At 63.7% G+C, this 15,328-nt stretch carries 16 protein-coding genes; 11 read left to right on the top strand and 5 right to left on the bottom strand.

Annotated elements, in window-relative coordinates:
• The first annotated feature begins 21 nt into the window (after positions 1-21).
• Positions 22-918 carry an NAD(P)-dependent oxidoreductase gene (locus tag KVT37_RS03530; protein WP_217569667.1) on the top strand — a complete coding sequence of 299 codons (897 nt, stop codon included), beginning with the start codon at positions 22-24 and terminating at the stop codon, positions 916-918.
• Between the two features lie 102 nt (positions 919-1,020).
• Positions 1,021-1,797, top strand: a complete 777-nt coding sequence (locus KVT37_RS03525) for a FadR/GntR family transcriptional regulator (protein WP_217569665.1) — start codon at positions 1,021-1,023, stop codon at positions 1,795-1,797.
• 7 nt (positions 1,798-1,804) lie between these two features.
• Here KVT37_RS03525 and KVT37_RS03520 read toward each other — a convergent pair whose 3' ends face one another.
• Complete coding sequence (locus KVT37_RS03520) at positions 1,805-2,092, bottom strand: DUF3175 domain-containing protein (protein ID WP_217569663.1); 288 nt, start codon at positions 2,090-2,092, stop codon at positions 1,805-1,807.
• A gap of 156 nt (positions 2,093-2,248) precedes the next feature.
• Here KVT37_RS03520 and KVT37_RS03515 point away from each other — a divergent pair, with 156 nt between their 5' ends.
• The 7 genes from KVT37_RS03515 (at position 2,249) to KVT37_RS03485 (ending at position 10,230) form a co-directional block, all read left to right on the top strand.
• Positions 2,249-3,478 (top strand): MFS transporter, encoded by a 1,230-nt coding sequence (locus tag KVT37_RS03515; protein ID WP_217569661.1) that lies wholly within the window; start codon positions 2,249-2,251, stop codon positions 3,476-3,478.
• Between the two features lie 165 nt (positions 3,479-3,643).
• Positions 3,644-4,672 (top strand): LacI family DNA-binding transcriptional regulator, encoded by a 1,029-nt coding sequence (locus tag KVT37_RS03510; RefSeq protein ID WP_217569659.1) that lies wholly within the window; start codon positions 3,644-3,646, stop codon positions 4,670-4,672.
• Between the two features lie 293 nt (positions 4,673-4,965).
• Complete coding sequence (locus KVT37_RS03505; protein ID WP_217569657.1) at positions 4,966-6,090, top strand: sugar ABC transporter substrate-binding protein; 1,125 nt, start codon at positions 4,966-4,968, stop codon at positions 6,088-6,090.
• Positions 6,091-6,164: 74 nt separating this feature from the next.
• Positions 6,165-7,709 carry a sugar ABC transporter ATP-binding protein gene (locus KVT37_RS03500; RefSeq protein WP_217569655.1) on the top strand — a complete coding sequence of 515 codons (1,545 nt, stop codon included), beginning with the start codon at positions 6,165-6,167 and terminating at the stop codon, positions 7,707-7,709.
• A complete protein-coding gene (locus KVT37_RS03495; protein WP_217569653.1) occupies positions 7,706-8,686 on the top strand; it encodes an ABC transporter permease in 981 nt (326 codons plus the stop codon). Before KVT37_RS03500 ends, KVT37_RS03495 begins: the two co-directional genes overlap by 4 nt.
• Positions 8,683-9,681, top strand: coding sequence for an ABC transporter permease (locus KVT37_RS03490; RefSeq protein WP_217569651.1), 999 nt, complete (start codon positions 8,683-8,685; stop codon positions 9,679-9,681). Before KVT37_RS03495 ends, KVT37_RS03490 begins: the two co-directional genes overlap by 4 nt.
• Positions 9,682-9,726: 45 nt before the next feature.
• On the top strand, positions 9,727-10,230 hold the full coding sequence (locus tag KVT37_RS03485) for a gluconokinase (RefSeq protein WP_254633761.1): 504 nt from the start codon (positions 9,727-9,729) through the stop codon (positions 10,228-10,230).
• Between the two features lie 117 nt (positions 10,231-10,347).
• Here the strand turns inward: KVT37_RS03485 and KVT37_RS03480 are convergent, their stop codons facing one another.
• The 3 genes from KVT37_RS03480 to KVT37_RS03470 form a co-directional block, all read right to left on the bottom strand.
• Entirely contained in the window at positions 10,348-11,493 is a 1,146-nt protein-coding gene (locus tag KVT37_RS03480) for a hypothetical protein (RefSeq protein ID WP_217569649.1), read from the bottom strand.
• 148 nt (positions 11,494-11,641) lie between these two features.
• Positions 11,642-12,091, bottom strand: a complete 450-nt coding sequence (locus KVT37_RS03475; RefSeq protein WP_027167615.1) for an Rrf2 family transcriptional regulator — start codon at positions 12,089-12,091, stop codon at positions 11,642-11,644.
• Positions 12,092-12,351: 260 nt separating this feature from the next.
• Positions 12,352-13,338 (bottom strand): sulfate ABC transporter substrate-binding protein, encoded by a 987-nt coding sequence (locus tag KVT37_RS03470; protein ID WP_217569647.1) that lies wholly within the window; start codon positions 13,336-13,338, stop codon positions 12,352-12,354.
• A gap of 233 nt (positions 13,339-13,571) precedes the next feature.
• On the opposite strand from KVT37_RS03470, the gene KVT37_RS03465 reads away from it, so the two are divergent.
• On the top strand, positions 13,572-13,844 hold the full coding sequence (locus tag KVT37_RS03465; protein ID WP_217569645.1) for an antitoxin: 273 nt from the start codon (positions 13,572-13,574) through the stop codon (positions 13,842-13,844).
• A complete protein-coding gene (locus KVT37_RS03460) occupies positions 13,844-14,242 on the top strand; it encodes a type II toxin-antitoxin system VapC family toxin (protein WP_217569643.1) in 399 nt (132 codons plus the stop codon). The genes KVT37_RS03465 and KVT37_RS03460 overlap by 1 nt, the downstream gene beginning before the upstream one ends.
• A gap of 14 nt (positions 14,243-14,256) precedes the next feature.
• Here the strand turns inward: KVT37_RS03460 and KVT37_RS03455 are convergent, their stop codons facing one another.
• A complete protein-coding gene (locus tag KVT37_RS03455) occupies positions 14,257-15,297 on the bottom strand; it encodes a sulfate/molybdate ABC transporter ATP-binding protein (RefSeq protein ID WP_217569641.1) in 1,041 nt (346 codons plus the stop codon).
• Positions 15,298-15,328: the final 31 nt, after the last annotated feature.

Genomic DNA, 15,328 nt, shown 5'->3' with positions numbered 1-15,328 from the left:
AGCGATGTGGAGAGAGCGAAAATGACCAAGCGGATCATGTTCACCGGCGGCAGCGGCAAGGCTGGCCGCCACGTCGTGCAATATCTGGTCGAACATGGCTGCCAGGTGCTCAACATCGACACCAAGCCGCTCGACAATCCCAAGGTGCGCACGCTGATCACCGACATCACCGACGGCGGCCAGGTATTCAACGCGCTGTCGAGTTATGCGGGGCTGCACGAGTTCGACCCGTCGCTGCGGGCCCAGCCGGTCGACGCCGTGGTGCATTTCGCCGCCATCCCGCGCATCATGATCACGCCTGACAACGAGGTGTTCCGCATCAATGCGATGGGCACCTACAATGTCATCGAGGCGGCGGTGAAGCTCGGCATCCGCAAGGTCATCATCGCCTCATCGGAGACGACCTACGGGCTGGTCTTCGCCAACGAGCCGCGCAACCCGACGCATTTCCCGCTCGACGAGGATTACGACGTCGACCCGATGGACTCTTACGCGCTGTCGAAGATCGTCAACGAGAAGACGGCCCGCGCCTTCGCACTGCGCAGCGGCTACGATATCTATGCGCTGCGCATCGGCAATGTCATCGAGCCGCATGAATATTCGCTGTTCCCAAAATGGTTCGCCGATCCGGGTTTCCGCAAGCGCATCGCCTGGAGCTACATCGATGCCCGCGATCTCGGCCAGATCACCTTGCGCGCCATCGAGAAGGATGGGCTGGGCTATCAGGTGTTCAACGCGGCCAATGACGACACCTCGTCCGACCTGGCGACGGCGGAGCTCTTGAAGCGCTTTTATCCGGGCGTGCCGGTCAAGGCCGAGCTTGGCGAATATGAGACGCTGCTTTCGAACCGCAAGGCGCGGGACATGCTTGGCTTCCGGCCCGAGCACAGCTGGCGCAAATACGTCAAAACCGCGTGAGGTGCCGACAAATGCTTGTTGATCTGTGCACATCCTCGCACCTTGTGGCAAAGCGTGCTCGCCATGCTTGACAGCCCCTGAAAACCGGATTTTCTGGATCATATGCGGGACGCGAAGCCGAACAACGAAAAGAAGCCGACGAAAACGGCGGCCGCGGAGCGTCCGGCCGGCGTTCGACGGGCCAACGCGCCACGGATCCCCGGCGCCAGCGTGCACACCTCGCTAGCCAGCGAAATCGGTCTTAGGATCGTGCGCGGCGACTATCCGCCAGGCACCATCCTGCCCAATGAAGCGAAATGGTCCGAGACCTTCGAGGTCAGCCGCTCGGCGGTGCGCGAGGCGATCAAGATGCTGATGGCAAAGAGCCTTCTGGCGTCGCGGCCGAAGATCGGCAGCTGGGTCGAACCCAAGGAACGCTGGAACCTTCTCGATCGCGACGTGCTGTCCTGGTACGCGACGTCGCCGGACCGCGAGGTGTTCCTGAGGACAGTGCAGGAATTCCGCCACATCATCGAGCCGGAGGCGACGGCCTTCGCGGCGATGCGGCGCACCGAAGAACAGATGGCCGAGATCAGCGAAGCCTGCCGCGAAATGGGCGAGGCCACCAATTTGCAGGAACGCACGCGCGCCGACACGCGCTTCCACCTCGCCATCCTCAGGGCCTCCGGCAACGACCTGCTGGTGCCGCTCGGCGTGCTGATCGAATCCGCCTTCGACCATCTCTTCACCTATACGACGCGCGAGCTGGACGATCTGCACCATGCCCAGAAGCTGCATGAGGCGATCGAAAGGAGCATCCGCCTGCAAAGGCCGGATGCGGCGCGCAACGCGGTGCGCAAGCTGCTGGCCAATACCGACGAAGTCATTCAATCACGGTAGTCGGGACCTAATCCTGCTTCTCGCGGCCGAAGGCGGCGCGCAGCTCATCCTTCGCCTTTTCCAGCACCTTCCTGCGCTCGTCAGGCAGGTTGCTGCCGGCGCGATTGATGTAGAAATTCAGCATCGACATGGCGGATTGGAACGGCTCCGCCTTGCGGCGGTCGCTGTGCTCGGCCGAGCGTTTCAACGATGCGGCGATCTTCTTGGCTTCGTCGGATTCGAACACGTGATCCTCGAGATCCATCGCGTCGCTGTGCCCGGTCACGTCGGCCGACCATTTCTTCCTGGCGGTCATGGCGAACTCCTTCCTTGAGGGCAAAACCCGATTGGGAGCGGCGGGTTCCGGTTCTGGAGCCACGGATTTGCCGGTTGTGGCGCTGCTCGGTTCGGCAAATGCGCCGATAGTGCGCTCAAACACGCGATCTCGCAGAAATCGCGGACAGGAGACGCCGTGACGACAGTTCCAGCAAACGCGGCAAGCAGCGCCGGCATCGACAGCGTCTATGCGTGGACGCGGCTTGGCATTTCCCTGCTGCTGGCGACCATCGGCGGTGTCGGCATGTGGGCGGTGGTCGTGGTACTGCCGGCGGTGCAGGCGGAATTCGGCGTCGACCGCGCCGCCGCCTCGATGCCCTACACAGCGACGATGGTCGGCTTCGCCGCAGGCAATGTGCTGGTCGGCCGCGCCATCGACCGTGTCGGCTACTGGATCCCCGCGCTTGTTTCCTCGATCGCGCTGATTGCCGGCTTCGTGCTGGCGTCACTCTCCACCTCGATCCTGCAATTCAGCCTCGCTCAAGGCTTGCTGATCGGGGCGGGGACATCGGCGATCTTCGGACCGCTGATCGCCGACATCTCGCACTGGTTCAATCGCCGACGCGGCGTTGCGGTGGCTACGGCCGCAGCCGGCAGCTACCTCGCCGGAACGGTCTGGCCGGCAATCATAACACCGCTGATGAAGGCGGAGGGCTGGCGCTTCACCTATGTGGCCATCGGCATCGCCTGCCTGGTGACGATGGTGCCGCTGGTTCTGATGCTGCGACGTGGCGCCCCGGCGGTTGTTTCGGGATCGCCAGGCGCGCGCCTGGTTCAGCCGATTTCATTGTCGCCGACGGCACTTCAGGTGCTGCTCGTCATAGCCGGTCTAGGCTGTTGTGTGGCGATGTCGATGCCGCAGGTGCATATCGTCGCCTATTGCATGGACCTCGGCTATGGTGTTGCGCATGGCGCCGACATGCTGTCGATCATGATGGCCGCCGGCGTCGTCAGCCGCCTCGCTTCCGGCTTCATCGCCGACCGGATCGGCGGGGTGAAGACCTTGTTGATCGGTTCGGTGCTGCAGTGCCTGTCGCTGTTCTTCTATATTCCCTTCGACGGTCTTGCCTCGCTCTACGTCGTCTCGCTGGTGTTCGGCCTGTCGCAAGGCGGCATCGTGCCTTGCTATGCGATCATCGTGCGGGAATACATGCCCGCCAAGGAGGCTGGCCAGCGCGTCGGCATCGTCATCATGGCGACCATTTTCGGCATGGCCATCGGGGGCTGGATGTCGGGCTGGATCTACGACCTCACTGGTTCCTACTCAGCGGCCTTCCTCAACGGGATCGCATGGAACCTGCTCAATATCATGGCGATGGCCCTGGTGTTCTGGAAAGCGAGACGCAGCGGCGTCGTCATGGCCTGACGGCGCACGCCTTCATTTCTCCAGGAAACGCATCAGCTTGACAACAAGTCGCGGCTGCGCGACGCCAAGGCCAATGAACGTGGCGCAGGCCTGTGACATGGCGACACCAGGAGTGATGGCACTGCGAGCGCGCAGCGGGCGGTATTTGCTGCGCGAGGTTCGCCCTTGACCAAGCCGCGTTCCCGCCGTGGCGGTGGCCGTCCGACCATTGCCGATGTTGCGCGCAAGGCCGGCGTCGGCGCGATCACCGTGTCTCGCGCGCTGCGCGAGCCCGGGCGGGTTTCGCAAGACCTGCGCCGACAGATACAGGCCGCGGTCGACGAACTCGGCTATGTGCCAGACCCGAACGCGCGCGCGCTCGCCTCGGCGCGGGCCGACGTGTTCGGCGTGCTGGTGCCTTCGCTCACCAACAACGTCTTCGCCGAAGTGGTGCGCGGCATCTATGACAGCCTGTCGGACAGTCCCTTCCGCATCCAGCTCGGCAACACCCACTATTCCGGGCTGGAGGAGGAGAGGCTGCTGCAGGTATTCGCGCCACAGCGCCCGGCGGCGCTGATCGTGGCGGGGATCGACCAGACGCCGCTGTCGCGAAAATTGCTGGAGACCGCCGGCTGCCCGGTGGTGCAAGTGATGGAAACCGGACCCGATCCGGTCGACATGATGGTCGGCTTTTCGCATTTCGACGGCGGCAGGACGGCCACCGAACACCTGATCGAGAAGGGCTATCGGCGCATCGGCTTCATCGGCGCGCGGATGGACCCGCGTTCGCAGCGGCGCCTTGCCGGCTATCGCGCCGCCATGGAGGCCGCGGGCCTGTTCGATCCGCGGCTGATCACCACCACGCCGGTTCCGTCGAGCGTGACGCTCGGGCGCGAGCTGTTCCGCGACGCGCTGGCCAAGATGCCGACGCTGGACGGGGTGTTCTGCAACAATGACGATATCGCGCTCGGGGTCCTGTTCGAATGCCATCGGGCGTCGATCGACGTGCCGAAGCTGATCGGCATCGTCGGCTTCAACGATCTCGACATGATGCATGTGTCGTTTCCCTCGATCACCAGCGTGCGCACGCACCGCTATGAGATCGGCACCCGATCCGTCGCCATGGCGCTGGCGGCGATCGCCGGAAACCCACCGGAACGGCGCATCGTCGATCTTGGTTTCGAGCTCATGCAGCGCGAAAGCACGGCGCGCTGAGCGCGCGGAAAAATGTCGAAGGCGACGCTTTACAGCCTTTCATGGTAGCGCTACCATTTGTCTGTAAAATCAACATCCGGCAAGATTGGAAGGCTGTTTATTATACATAAGCAACAGTCCACGCTTGTTTATTATGTATAATATGATAGTTTTCTAAACTGCCTGGAGAGGCGAGGGGAAGAGGAGGACTAGGGCGACGCGGCCGTCCTGTCAGGGCTTTTGGCTGTGCGGAGGATGCCAGCTGATAGCGCCGGAATTCATTAAAAGCAGAACTGCAACTGGGAGGAATATCGATGATCAAGTCACTCGTTGGCGGCATCATTGCCGCCACTGCATTCGTCATGCTGAGTTCGTCGGCGATCGCCGGACCTGAAGTGGTCAAGGGACCCGCGGCCGAGCCGGATTGCTTCGCGCCCTGGGCGGCCGATACGCAGTTTTTCCAGTATCCGAAGAAAGACGGTCCGTACCGCATCGCGCTCGCCAACGGCTACATCGCCAACACCTGGCGCATCCAGATGATCCAGACGGCGAAGGCCTATGCGGCGCAGCCGGACGTCGCCAAGAAGCTCAAGGAATTCAAGGTCGTGTCGACCGGCGAGGATGTGCCGGCGCAGATTTCGGCGATCAACAACTTCATCGATTCCGGCTTTGACGCGATCGTCGTCAACGCGCAGAATCCGACCGCCTTCGGGCCGGTCATCAAGCGCGCCAAGGAAGCCGGCGTCGTGCTCGTCGCCTTCGACAACATCCTCGACACCAAGGACGCCATCAACGTCAATGTCGACCAGAAGGGCCTTGGCGAACTCTGGGGCAAGTGGCTGGTCGCGCATGTGCCGAACGGCGGCAAGGTGCTCGAGGTGCGCGGCGTCGCCGGTACGTCCGTCGACACCGATCGCCACAATGGCATCCACGAGGTGCTCGACGGGTCCGGCAAGAAGTGGGAGGTCACCGAGGTCGTCGGCAAGTGGGATGACGGCGTGGCGCAAAAGGCCACGGCCGACGCGATCGCCACCAGTGGGCCTTTCGACGGCATCACCGGGCAAGGCGGCGACACCGGCATCGTACAGGCGATGATCGACGCCAAGCATCCCTTCGTGCCGTTCGGCGGCGAGACGGAAAACGGCTTCCGCAAATTCTGCGCCGCGCATGCGGGCGATGGGTTGAAATGTTCTTCGGCCGGCACCGGCCCCGCTCAGGTTGCGGTCGCCATCAAGACCGCGATTTCCGCGCTCGAAGGCAATGTCGTGCCGCAGTCGGTCAAGCTGCCCCTGGCTATCGTGGAGGATCCGAACTTCAAGGCCGGTCAGGACTTCTTCCCCGACCAGTCCGACAACTTCTTCGTCGGCAATTCCTTCCCGACCTGCGGCATCAATTTCACCGCGCAGGAAATCATGGGCCAGACCAAGGAAAACAAATAGTCTGACTGGACGGTGTCGCGGCGAGCCCGCGGCACCGTCTCCTATGCCAACTCGAAACCGGCCGGGGAGGGCTGATGGACGGCGCGGCTCCGCTCTTCCGCATGGAAGGCATATCCAAGCGCTATGGCGGCGTGCGGGCCTTGGAAAAGGCCGACCTGACGGTCACCGCCGGCGGCATTCACGCCATTCTCGGCGAGAACGGCGCCGGCAAGTCGACGCTGATCAAAGTCATGGCGGGCGTCGTGGCGCCCGATGAAGGCACGATGACGCTCGACGGCCGTGAGGTCAGTTTCGCCTCGCCGGCAGCGGCCAATCAGGCCGGCATCGTCTGCATCTTCCAGGAACTGTCGCTCATTCCCGAATTGAGCGTCGCCGACAACATCGTCATTTCCGGCCCGCCGAAACGCTTCGGTATGATCGACCGCAAGGCGCAGCGGCGTATCGCGGAAGAGGCGCTGGCCCGCGCGGGCGCCTCCGACATCCATCCGCGTGCCCTGGTCAAGGACCTGCCGCTGTCGCGCCGGCAGATGGTGGAGATCGCCAAGGCATTGGCCAGGAAACCGCGCATCCTGATCCTCGACGAGGCGACCTCGGCGCTGACGGCGTCGGATGTCGCCAAGGTCTTCGAAGTGTTGAAGCGGCTGCGCTCGGAAGGACTGGCGCTGCTCTACATCTCGCACCGCATGAACGAAATCGCCGAACTTGCCGACCATTGCACGGTGTTCCGCAACGGTCGCAATGTCGCAAGCTACCCGGCCGGCTCGAAGAGCGACAATGAGGTGGTCGAGCTGATGATCGGCCGCGAATACAGCCATATCTTCCCGCCGAAACCCGGTTCCGCTCCGGCCGCCACGCCAGTGCTCGAAGCGCGCAACCTGTCCTGGGCCGATCGGCTCGACAATATCTCGTTGAGCGTCAGGCCCGGCGAAATCGTGGGCCTGGGCGGCCTCGACGGGCAGGGCCAGCGCGAATTGCTGCTCGCCTTTTTCGGCGTGCTGCGCGGCCTGCGCGGCGAGGTGCTGATCGACGGCAAGCCGGTTTCGATCGCCAGCCCGACCGCGGCCAGTCATGGCAGCATCGGCATGGCGCTGATCCCGGAAGACCGCAAGACCGAAGGGCTGATGCTGCCGATGACGGTGCGCGAGAACCTGTCCTTCGCGGCCCTCGACAGGTTGTCCAAAGCGGGCATCATCGACCGCGCCGCCGAGCAGCGGCTGATCGACGACATGGTCGGGCTTTTGGCCATCAAGACGGCTGGCCTCGACATCCCCGTCGGCGCGCTGTCCGGCGGCAATCAGCAGAAGGTCGTCATCGCCAAATGGCTGATGCGGCAGCCGCGCATCATCCTGCTCAACGATCCGACGCGCGGCATCGATGTCGGCACCAAGCAGGAACTCTACCAGCTGATGCGCAAGCTGGCGGATGAGGGCGCCGCGATCCTGTTCTATTCGACCGACTATGACGAGCTGATCGGCTGCTGCGACCGCGTGCTGGTGCTCTATGACGGCGCGGTCAAGCGCGAGCTGATCGGCGATGGGATCACCGAGCACGCGCTGATCGCCAGCGCGCTCAACATGCAGGGCGATGACACCCGCTTCGGGCTGGGAGGGAAGGCGTGAGGGACTGGCGCTACTGGCTGGCCGAGCAGCGCGGAACGCTTCTGGCCTTCGGCATCTTCATCGTCATGTTCGCCATCTACAGCGCGAACCATCCGGCCGGCTTCACCGCCAACGTCGTGCAGACCGCCGCCAACAAGGGCGTGCTGCTCGCCTTCGTCGCCATGGCGCAGACATTGGTGGTGCTCACCGCCGGCATCGACCTGTCGGTCGGCATGATCTTCACGCTGACCAACTGCATGGCTTCATGGCTGGTGATCGGCACCGGCCTGGAGACGGCGTTTGGAGTGCTGGCGGTGCTCGGCACCGGGCTCATCTGCGGCGCGGTCAACGGCGCCATCGTCATCTACGGCCGGCTGCAGCCGATCGTGGCCACCATCGCCACTGGCGCCGTCTTTTTCGGTCTGGCGCTGCTGTTGCGGCCAGTTCCCGGCGGTTCAGTCAACGAGGACCTTGCGGATTTCCTGACCGGGCGTTTCTTCGGCGTGGTGCCGGCGAGCCTGGTGGCGCTGCTCGTCGTCGTGCTCGTCGTCTGGGTGCCGTTCAGCCGCTCCGAATTCGGGCGCGCCGCTTATGCGGCGGGCTCATCGGAGACGGCGGCTTACATGTCGGGCGTGCCGATCCGCAGGGGCAAGTTTCTGGCCTACACGCTTGCCGGCCTGCTGGCGGCCATCGGCGGCCTGTTCCTGACCTTCTTCACCTATACGGGCGAGGCGGCCTATGCGAGCGGCAACGCCTACACGCTGTTTTCGATCGCCGCCGTCGTGCTTGGCGGCGTGTCGCTGTTCGGCGGCAAGGGCAGCGCCATCGGCGCCATCTTCGGCGCGCTCGCCTTCCGCACCATCGGCGACCTCTTGTTCGTCTTCGACTTCGATCCGCTCTGGCAGCCGCTGTTCCAGGGCGTTATCCTGTTGATCGCGGTCAGCCTCGGCGCCTTCGCGCTGTTTCGAGTGCGCAACCGGCTGGAGTGGTTCCTGTGAGCGAGACGACGCTTAGCGGCATCGTGGGCGGCATCGCCGGCCGCATGCCCAAGTTTCTGCGACGCGCCGATCCGGCTGTGGTCACCGCCTTTGCCTGCATCGTGCTGCTGCTTTTCCTCGGCAGCCTCTATTCGCGCAGCTTCCTGTCGCCGGAATATCTCCTGCAGCAGTTGAAAGTCGCGTCCTTCCTCGGCGTCATCGCCACCGGCATGATGCTGGTTATCCTGCTCGGCCAGATCGACCTCTCGGTACCATGGGCGGTCGCGGCCGGCGCCATGATGGCCTGCGCGGCCGCCGCCTACGGGCCGGCCGGCGTCGCTTTGGCCATCCCCTTCGGCGTGCTGTGCGGCGTCGCGATCGGCATTGTCAACGGCATCGGCGTCGCTTATCTGCGCATCCCTTCCATGATCATTACGCTCGCTACCAACGCCGTCGCGCAGGGGCTGATGGTGGTCTATACGGGCGGCTTCTCGCCACAGGATTCGGCGACGGCGGCGATGCGCTATCTGGCGACCGGGTTCACCATTCCAGGCGTTCCCAATGCCGTCATCATCTGGGCGCTGATCGGCGCCGCGATGGTCTTCGTGCTGACCCGCAGCAGTTTCGGCCGCGCCGTCTACGGCATCGGCAACCGCGAGCGCGCCGCCTATCTGTCCGGCATCGACACGCGCCGCATCGTGCTGATCGCTTTCGCCGTCTCCGGCGGGCTGTCCGCCTTCGGCGGCGTGCTTTTGGCGGGCTACGCGTCGAAGGCGGCGCAGTCGATGGGCGATGCCTATCTGTTGCCGTCGATCGCCGCCGTCGTGCTGGGCGGCACGTCGATCCTTGGCGGGCGCGGTTCCTATCTCGGCACGGTCGCGGGGGTGATCCTGATCACGCTCTTGCAATCCATCCTCTCGGTGATGCAGATGCCGGAAGCGGGGCGGCAGATCATCTATGGTGTCGTCATCGTCGCCATGCTTCTGCTCTACGGGCGCGCGCCGGCAAGCCGGTGACCCGTGGATGAGGCGAGCGCAAGACCGTAGATCCCGGAGCCTTGCATGAACGATCTCAGGACGGCGCCGGCCATCGTCGTGATGGGTGTTGCCGGTTGCGGCAAGACGGCCGTCGGCGAGGCGCTCGCCAAGGCGCTGGGCGCCGACTTCATCGAAGGCGACAGGCTGCATCCGCCGGAGAACGTGGCGCGCATGGCACGCGGCGAGCCGCTGACGGACGCGCTGCGCGAGGGCTGGCTCGACGCCATAGGCGAGCGTATCGCGAGCTCCGTTGCCAGCGGACGCAAAGCGGTGGCGGCCTGCTCGGCGCTGAAGCGCGGCTACCGCGACCGGCTGAACCGCTTCTGTCCCGGCATCGTCTTCCTCTATCTGAAAATCGATCGCGACACCGCCTGGCGGCGGGTCGCCGATCGAAAAGGCCATTTCATGCCGGCAAGCCTTGTCGACAGCCAGTTCGCCACGTTGGAAGAGCCCGCCGCGGATGAACGGGCGGTGACGGTCGACGGCACGCGAAGTGTTGCCGGAATACTGAAATCGATCGTTGGTTAGAGCAATTCCAGGAAAAGTGTGAGCGGTTTTCCGTCCGGAATTGCGTAAAAACAAAGAGTTAGAGCGTTCCACCGTTTCCGTGAAACGGTGAAACGCTCTAGAGAAGTCTCGGGCGTTTCAGGCGCCGTCATTGCCGATCGCGGCCTCGGTCGGCCGCTCGGTCAGCCGCGTGGCGCTCGACCAAGCCATCATCTGCTCCGGGCGGAGTTTGAGCGTTGCCAGCATATGGTCGCGCTTCGACAGGATAAATGCCGCCTGAACGGCGAGGTTCTTCGCGGTCGTGTCCTTTGCCGGCGATGAGGAAGCCTGTGGGTCGGCGCTCAGCTCGCTGACGATCGCGCGGTACTGGCGAAACGGAACCGTCTCGATCGTCGCCATATGAAACAGCGCCGCGCCGGCGCGCGCGGCGAAGTTTGCCGGCGCCGAGGCGAGGTGGGTCCAGCCACGCTCGCCCATGGCGGCCTCGGTGAAGGTGGAGCCGGCATAGACGGTGTTGGTCATCAGCACCACGCCGTTTGCCTTCAGCACCTTCTGGATGCGCGTGGTGACCTGATAGGCATCGGTGCGCTCGAAGACGATCCGGCTTTTGAGGAAACGGTTCTCGACCTTGACCAGCGGCGGGTTGATGACGCGAAAGCCGAACCTGCTCGGCGAGAAGCCGTGATACTGCGCGCTCACCTGATGAGCGTCGACACCGGCCTCCTGCAGGGCGCGCTTGCCGATGATCGTCTGCGCGGTGAACTGGTCGCACCATATGATGGCGCCGCGCCCGTTGCACAGGGCCTCTTGCAGTTTTTCGAGGCCTTCCAGCCGGATCACCGGCGACCAGCGCCAGCCGGCGACGAGATGCGCCGCAACCAGCAGCCGTCGGTTGTGAAGGGCGGCAAGCTGTGCTTCGAACATGCTTTTCGTGTCGGCGGCATCGCCGAGCACGGCCTTCACCGCGACATCGTAACGGGCGAATTCCTTGCGGACGTGGCGCTTGCGCCTGAACCCGGACACCCAGCCACAGATCGGCTCCCACCAGGAGACCGGCACTGCCGCCGCGACGCCGAGATAGAAACAGGACAGCAGGCTCTCGCGTAGGTCCCGATTGGAGAAGCGGCGCAATTTGCCGGGGCGGACGACCTTGCGGCTGAAGAAGCGGACGGACTCACCGCGCTCCGGCACCGGCACGTCGGCAATGATCTCGGTGTGAAAGATGTCGCTGGACGTCGGCTGTCGGTTGGCCCTGCGGGATTTGCCAAGCCAAGGCAGCCTCATGCGTCAGAGCCCTGTTTCGTCCTCCAGCCGCTTTACTGCGTCCGCGGCAGACTGGCAACCAAAGGCGACAAGTCAGGGCGAACGGGGTCTCGTTCGGCGCAATTGCGACCTGAAGGTTGCGGCGAAGCCGCCGCCCCCACTTCCTGCCTTAGATCTGGGACGTAAGTTCGGCCGGGAAATCGTCGTTGTCGGCGTCGCGCATGGCGGCGAGGCTGCGGTTGTCGAGCACCTCGGCGATCGCCTGGCGCACTTCCAGCATCATGTGGCGGACCTGGCAGGTGGCCTCGTCGCAATCCTCGCAGCGCTGGTACTGCGTGCGGCTGGCGCATGGGATCGGCGCCAGCGGCCCGTCGAGCACGCGCACGACATGGCCGATCTTGATCTCGGAAGCCGGCCGGGCAAGGCGGTAACCGCCTTCCTTGCCCTTGCGGCTCTGCACGAAGCCGGCATTGCGCAACTCGCCGAGGATCGCGTCCAGGAATTTCTTCGGGATGTTGTTGGCGACCGCGATGTCGTTGACGAATGCAAGCTGGCCAGCCGGCAGGCTGGATAGATGCACGAGGGCCTTGAGGCCGTATTTGCCTTTTTTGGTCAGCATGCCCGATTCAGTTCATCAAACCCCAATCGCCCTGCATCTGGCGGTTGTTTGTGTGCAAATCATGACAGTTTGACCGTCGAACGCCCTCTGGACCAACAATTTGCCGGTGCAGCTTAGGCATAAACGCGTTGATTCTTCGTAACGTTTTTCACGTTGAGAGCAGGATTTCCCCCGCGAACTCATGCCGGCTGCTTTCATGAAGAAAGCCGGCAAAGCCGGCTCTCATCGTTTTACTTCCTGATGTCCTTCGGGTTGAGCGGCTAGCGGCTGCCATAGGCCTGATCGAGCAGCCCGCCGGCGGCGAAATGCTCTTTCTGCACCTTGTCCCAACCGCCGAAGACCTCTTCCACCGTCAGCAGGCGCACATCCGGAAAGTCGGCTTTGTATTTCGCCGCCACGGTCGCATCGCGCACCCGCAGGCCATTGCCGGCGGCAATGTCCTGGCCTTCGGGCGTATAGAGGAAATCGAGATAGGACTTGGCGAGATCGCGGCTGCCGTGCTCGTCGGCGACCTTGTCGACGATCGCCACCGGGAATTCGGCCAGCAGGCTGACTGAAGGCGTGACCTGCTCGAATTTGTCGTCGCCATATTCCTTGCGGATGCCGCGCGTCTCCGACTCGAAGGTGATCAGCACATCGCCGATCTCACGCTGGACGAAGGTGGTGGTGGCGGCGCGGCCACCGGTGTCGAAGATCGGCACGTTGTTGAAGAGCTTGGTGATGAACTCCTTCACCTTGGCGTCGTCGCCCTTGAAGGCTTCCTTGGCGTAGGCGGTGGCGGCGAGATAGGTGTAGCGCGCATTGCCCGACGTCTTCGGGTTGGGGAAGATCACCTGCACGTCGTCGCGCACCAGGTCGTTCCAGTCCTTGATGTGCTTGGGGTTGCCGGCGCGCACCAGGAAGGACGGCAGCGAATAGAAGGGCGAGGCGTTGTCGGCGAAATCCTTCTGCCAGTCGGCCGAGACGAGGCCCTTCTTGACCAGGAAGTCGACGTCGGTGACCTGGTTGAAGGTGACGACATCGGCGGCAAGACCCTCGGCGATGGCGCGCGCCTGCGCCGAGGTGCCGGCATGCGACTGATCGATGGTCACGCCTGGATGCTTGGCGATGAAGGCTTTGTTGATGTCGACGAACAGCTCGCGGCCAACGTCATACGATGCGTTCAAAAGTTTGTCGGCCGACCAGGCTTGGGAGGACGCGAGGACGAAGCCGGCAACAGCCGTGATGCCGAGCAATAGGCGCTTCATGAAAACAGACTCCGAGGAAAATATGCTAATTACGGGATGATAGTCGGAACCCTGACGCGCGACGAGACACGCGTGCTGGCTCGACAGCATCGCGGTGAGAAAAGACATCGTTGAAACAGTCAGTTGTTAGGATTTCTTTCCAGCGAAAATCCCGCTTAGCCTAGGTCTAGAAGCAAAAAGATTGCATTGTGACGCCTTGGCATATACATATGGCATATACAAGGAATGCCACCATGACCCGACACCGCCATGCAACGACACCGCCGAAAGAGGCAAAGCTGTTCCGCAACAACCGCAGCCAGGCGGTGCGGATCCCCGTCGAGTTTGAACTCCCCGGGGACAAGGTGCTGATCAGCCGCGAGGGCGACCGCCTTGTCATCGAGCCGGTTCGTAAGTCAGGTCTCACGGCGTTGCTCGCCCAATGGGCGAAAGAACTCCCGCTCGGTCCTGAGGATGACTTCCCCGAGATCAACGATAGCCCCGTCGAATCCGAGGACATTTTTTGATGCGGTTCATGCTCGATACGAACATCATAAGCGACATGATCCGTAACCCGGCCGGCAAGGCTGCCGGCGCAATGGCGCGCGAGGGAGACGCTGCCGTGTGCACCAGCATCGTCGTCGCTTCGGAGCTGCGATATGGCTGCGCCAAAAAGGGATCGGCCAAGCTGCTCAAGAAGGTCGAGGAACTGTTGGCCGAGATTCCCGTGCTGCCGCTCGATGTGCCGGTAGACACCGAGTACGGCGCACTCCGCGCCGAACTGGAAGGCAGGGGCGAGACCATCGGCCACAACGACCTCTTTATCGCTGCCCACGCCTGCGTATCAGGCTCGACACTGGTGACGGCTAACACGGCCGAGTTCACCCGGATCAGGAAGCTGAAGGTCGAGAACTGGCTGGCATAGCGCTCGGTGGATGATCAAGCCGCCGGAAAAAGCTTCCAGCGCCGCGGCCTGAAGGCCACCCGGCTCTTCTGCGCGGCGGGATGGTCGACCGGCAGTTCGATCTCGACGCGCTGGCGCTCGCCGCCGACCTCGAGCTCGACACGTCTGGTGCCGGCGACGCGGCGGCTGGCGGCAACCGTGCCGGCGATACAGCCGCTGCAGCCGTCGAGCAGGTCGACATCGTGCGGACGGAAGTAGAGAACCGCCTCGCCGGACGGCGCATGCGGCGCCTGCAGTCCGATCGGCCGGTCGGCGATCCAGACCTCGCCATTCTCGACCTTGACCGGCAGCGAGCTGGACTCGCCGATAAAGGAATAGACGAAGGGTGAGTTCGGCGTGTCGTAGATATCGTCGGCGGTGCCGACCTGTTCGATGCGGCCCTGGCTCATGACCACGACGCGGTCGGCGAGCTCCAGCGCCTCTTCCTGGTCATGGGTGACGAAGACAGTCGTGTGGCCGGTACGGTCATGGATCTCGCGCAGCCAGCGGCGCAGCTCGCGGCGGACCTGCGCATCGAGCGCGCCGAACGGTTCGTCGAGCAAGAGCACCTTGGGCTCGATCGCCATGGCGCGGGCCAAAGCCACGCGTTGGCGCTGGCCGCCGGAAAGCTGCGCGGGATAGCGCTTTTCCAGTCCCGACAGCTGGACGAGGTCGAGCAGTTCCAGCGCGCGGCGGCGGATTTCCTGCGCCGGCGGCCGCGCGGCGCCATGCCGGACCTTCAGGCCGAAGCCGATATTGTCGGCGACCGTCATGTGACGGAACAGCGCGTAGTGCTGGAAGACGAAACCGACATTGCGTTCCTGGATCGACTTCTGCGAGGCGTCCTCCTCGCCGAAGAAGATCGCGCCCTTGGTCGGCCGCTCCAGGCCGGCGATCAGGCGCAGCAGCGTCGTCTTGCCGGAGCCGGACGGTCCAAGCAGTGCGATGAGCTCGCCGGACCGGATGTCGAGCGACACGTCGTGGAGCGCCGGAAACCGCTCGAACTCCTTGCGCACGTTGACGACGCGAACTTCCATACAAATCCCTCAGTTCGTTGATGTTGTCGTT

The organism is Mesorhizobium sp. GbtcB19, assembly GCF_019091085.1.
Classification (GTDB): Bacteria; Pseudomonadota; Alphaproteobacteria; order Rhizobiales; family Rhizobiaceae; genus Mesorhizobium.
The sequence above is the reverse complement of the archived record's forward strand: the minus strand, read 5'-3'. Positions and strand labels throughout refer to the sequence as shown.

What these genes read in the sequence shown, in the direction of transcription:
- KVT37_RS03505 (WP_217569657.1), top strand. Translation starts at nt 4,966, where the DNA reads ATGATCAAGTCACTCGTTGGCGGCATCATTGCCGCCACTGCATTCGTC.
- KVT37_RS03485 (WP_254633761.1), top strand. Translation starts at nt 9,727, where the DNA reads ATGAACGATCTCAGGACGGCGCCGGCCATCGTCGTGATGGGTGTTGCC.
- KVT37_RS03475 (WP_027167615.1), bottom strand. Translation starts at nt 12,091, where the DNA reads ATGCTGACCAAAAAAGGCAAATACGGCCTCAAGGCCCTCGTGCATCTA.
- KVT37_RS03470 (WP_217569647.1), bottom strand. Translation starts at nt 13,338, where the DNA reads ATGAAGCGCCTATTGCTCGGCATCACGGCTGTTGCCGGCTTCGTCCTC.
- KVT37_RS03455 (WP_217569641.1), bottom strand. Translation starts at nt 15,297, where the DNA reads ATGGAAGTTCGCGTCGTCAACGTGCGCAAGGAGTTCGAGCGGTTTCCG.
- KVT37_RS03520 (WP_217569663.1), bottom strand. Translation starts at nt 2,092, where the DNA reads ATGACCGCCAGGAAGAAATGGTCGGCCGACGTGACCGGGCACAGCGAC.
- KVT37_RS03525 (WP_217569665.1), top strand. Translation starts at nt 1,021, where the DNA reads ATGCGGGACGCGAAGCCGAACAACGAAAAGAAGCCGACGAAAACGGCG.
- KVT37_RS03465 (WP_217569645.1), top strand. Translation starts at nt 13,572, where the DNA reads ATGACCCGACACCGCCATGCAACGACACCGCCGAAAGAGGCAAAGCTG.
- KVT37_RS03530 (WP_217569667.1), top strand. Translation starts at nt 22, where the DNA reads ATGACCAAGCGGATCATGTTCACCGGCGGCAGCGGCAAGGCTGGCCGC.
- KVT37_RS03500 (WP_217569655.1), top strand. Translation starts at nt 6,165, where the DNA reads ATGGACGGCGCGGCTCCGCTCTTCCGCATGGAAGGCATATCCAAGCGC.
- KVT37_RS03480 (WP_217569649.1), bottom strand. Translation starts at nt 11,493, where the DNA reads ATGAGGCTGCCTTGGCTTGGCAAATCCCGCAGGGCCAACCGACAGCCG.
- KVT37_RS03460 (WP_217569643.1), top strand. Translation starts at nt 13,844, where the DNA reads ATGCGGTTCATGCTCGATACGAACATCATAAGCGACATGATCCGTAAC.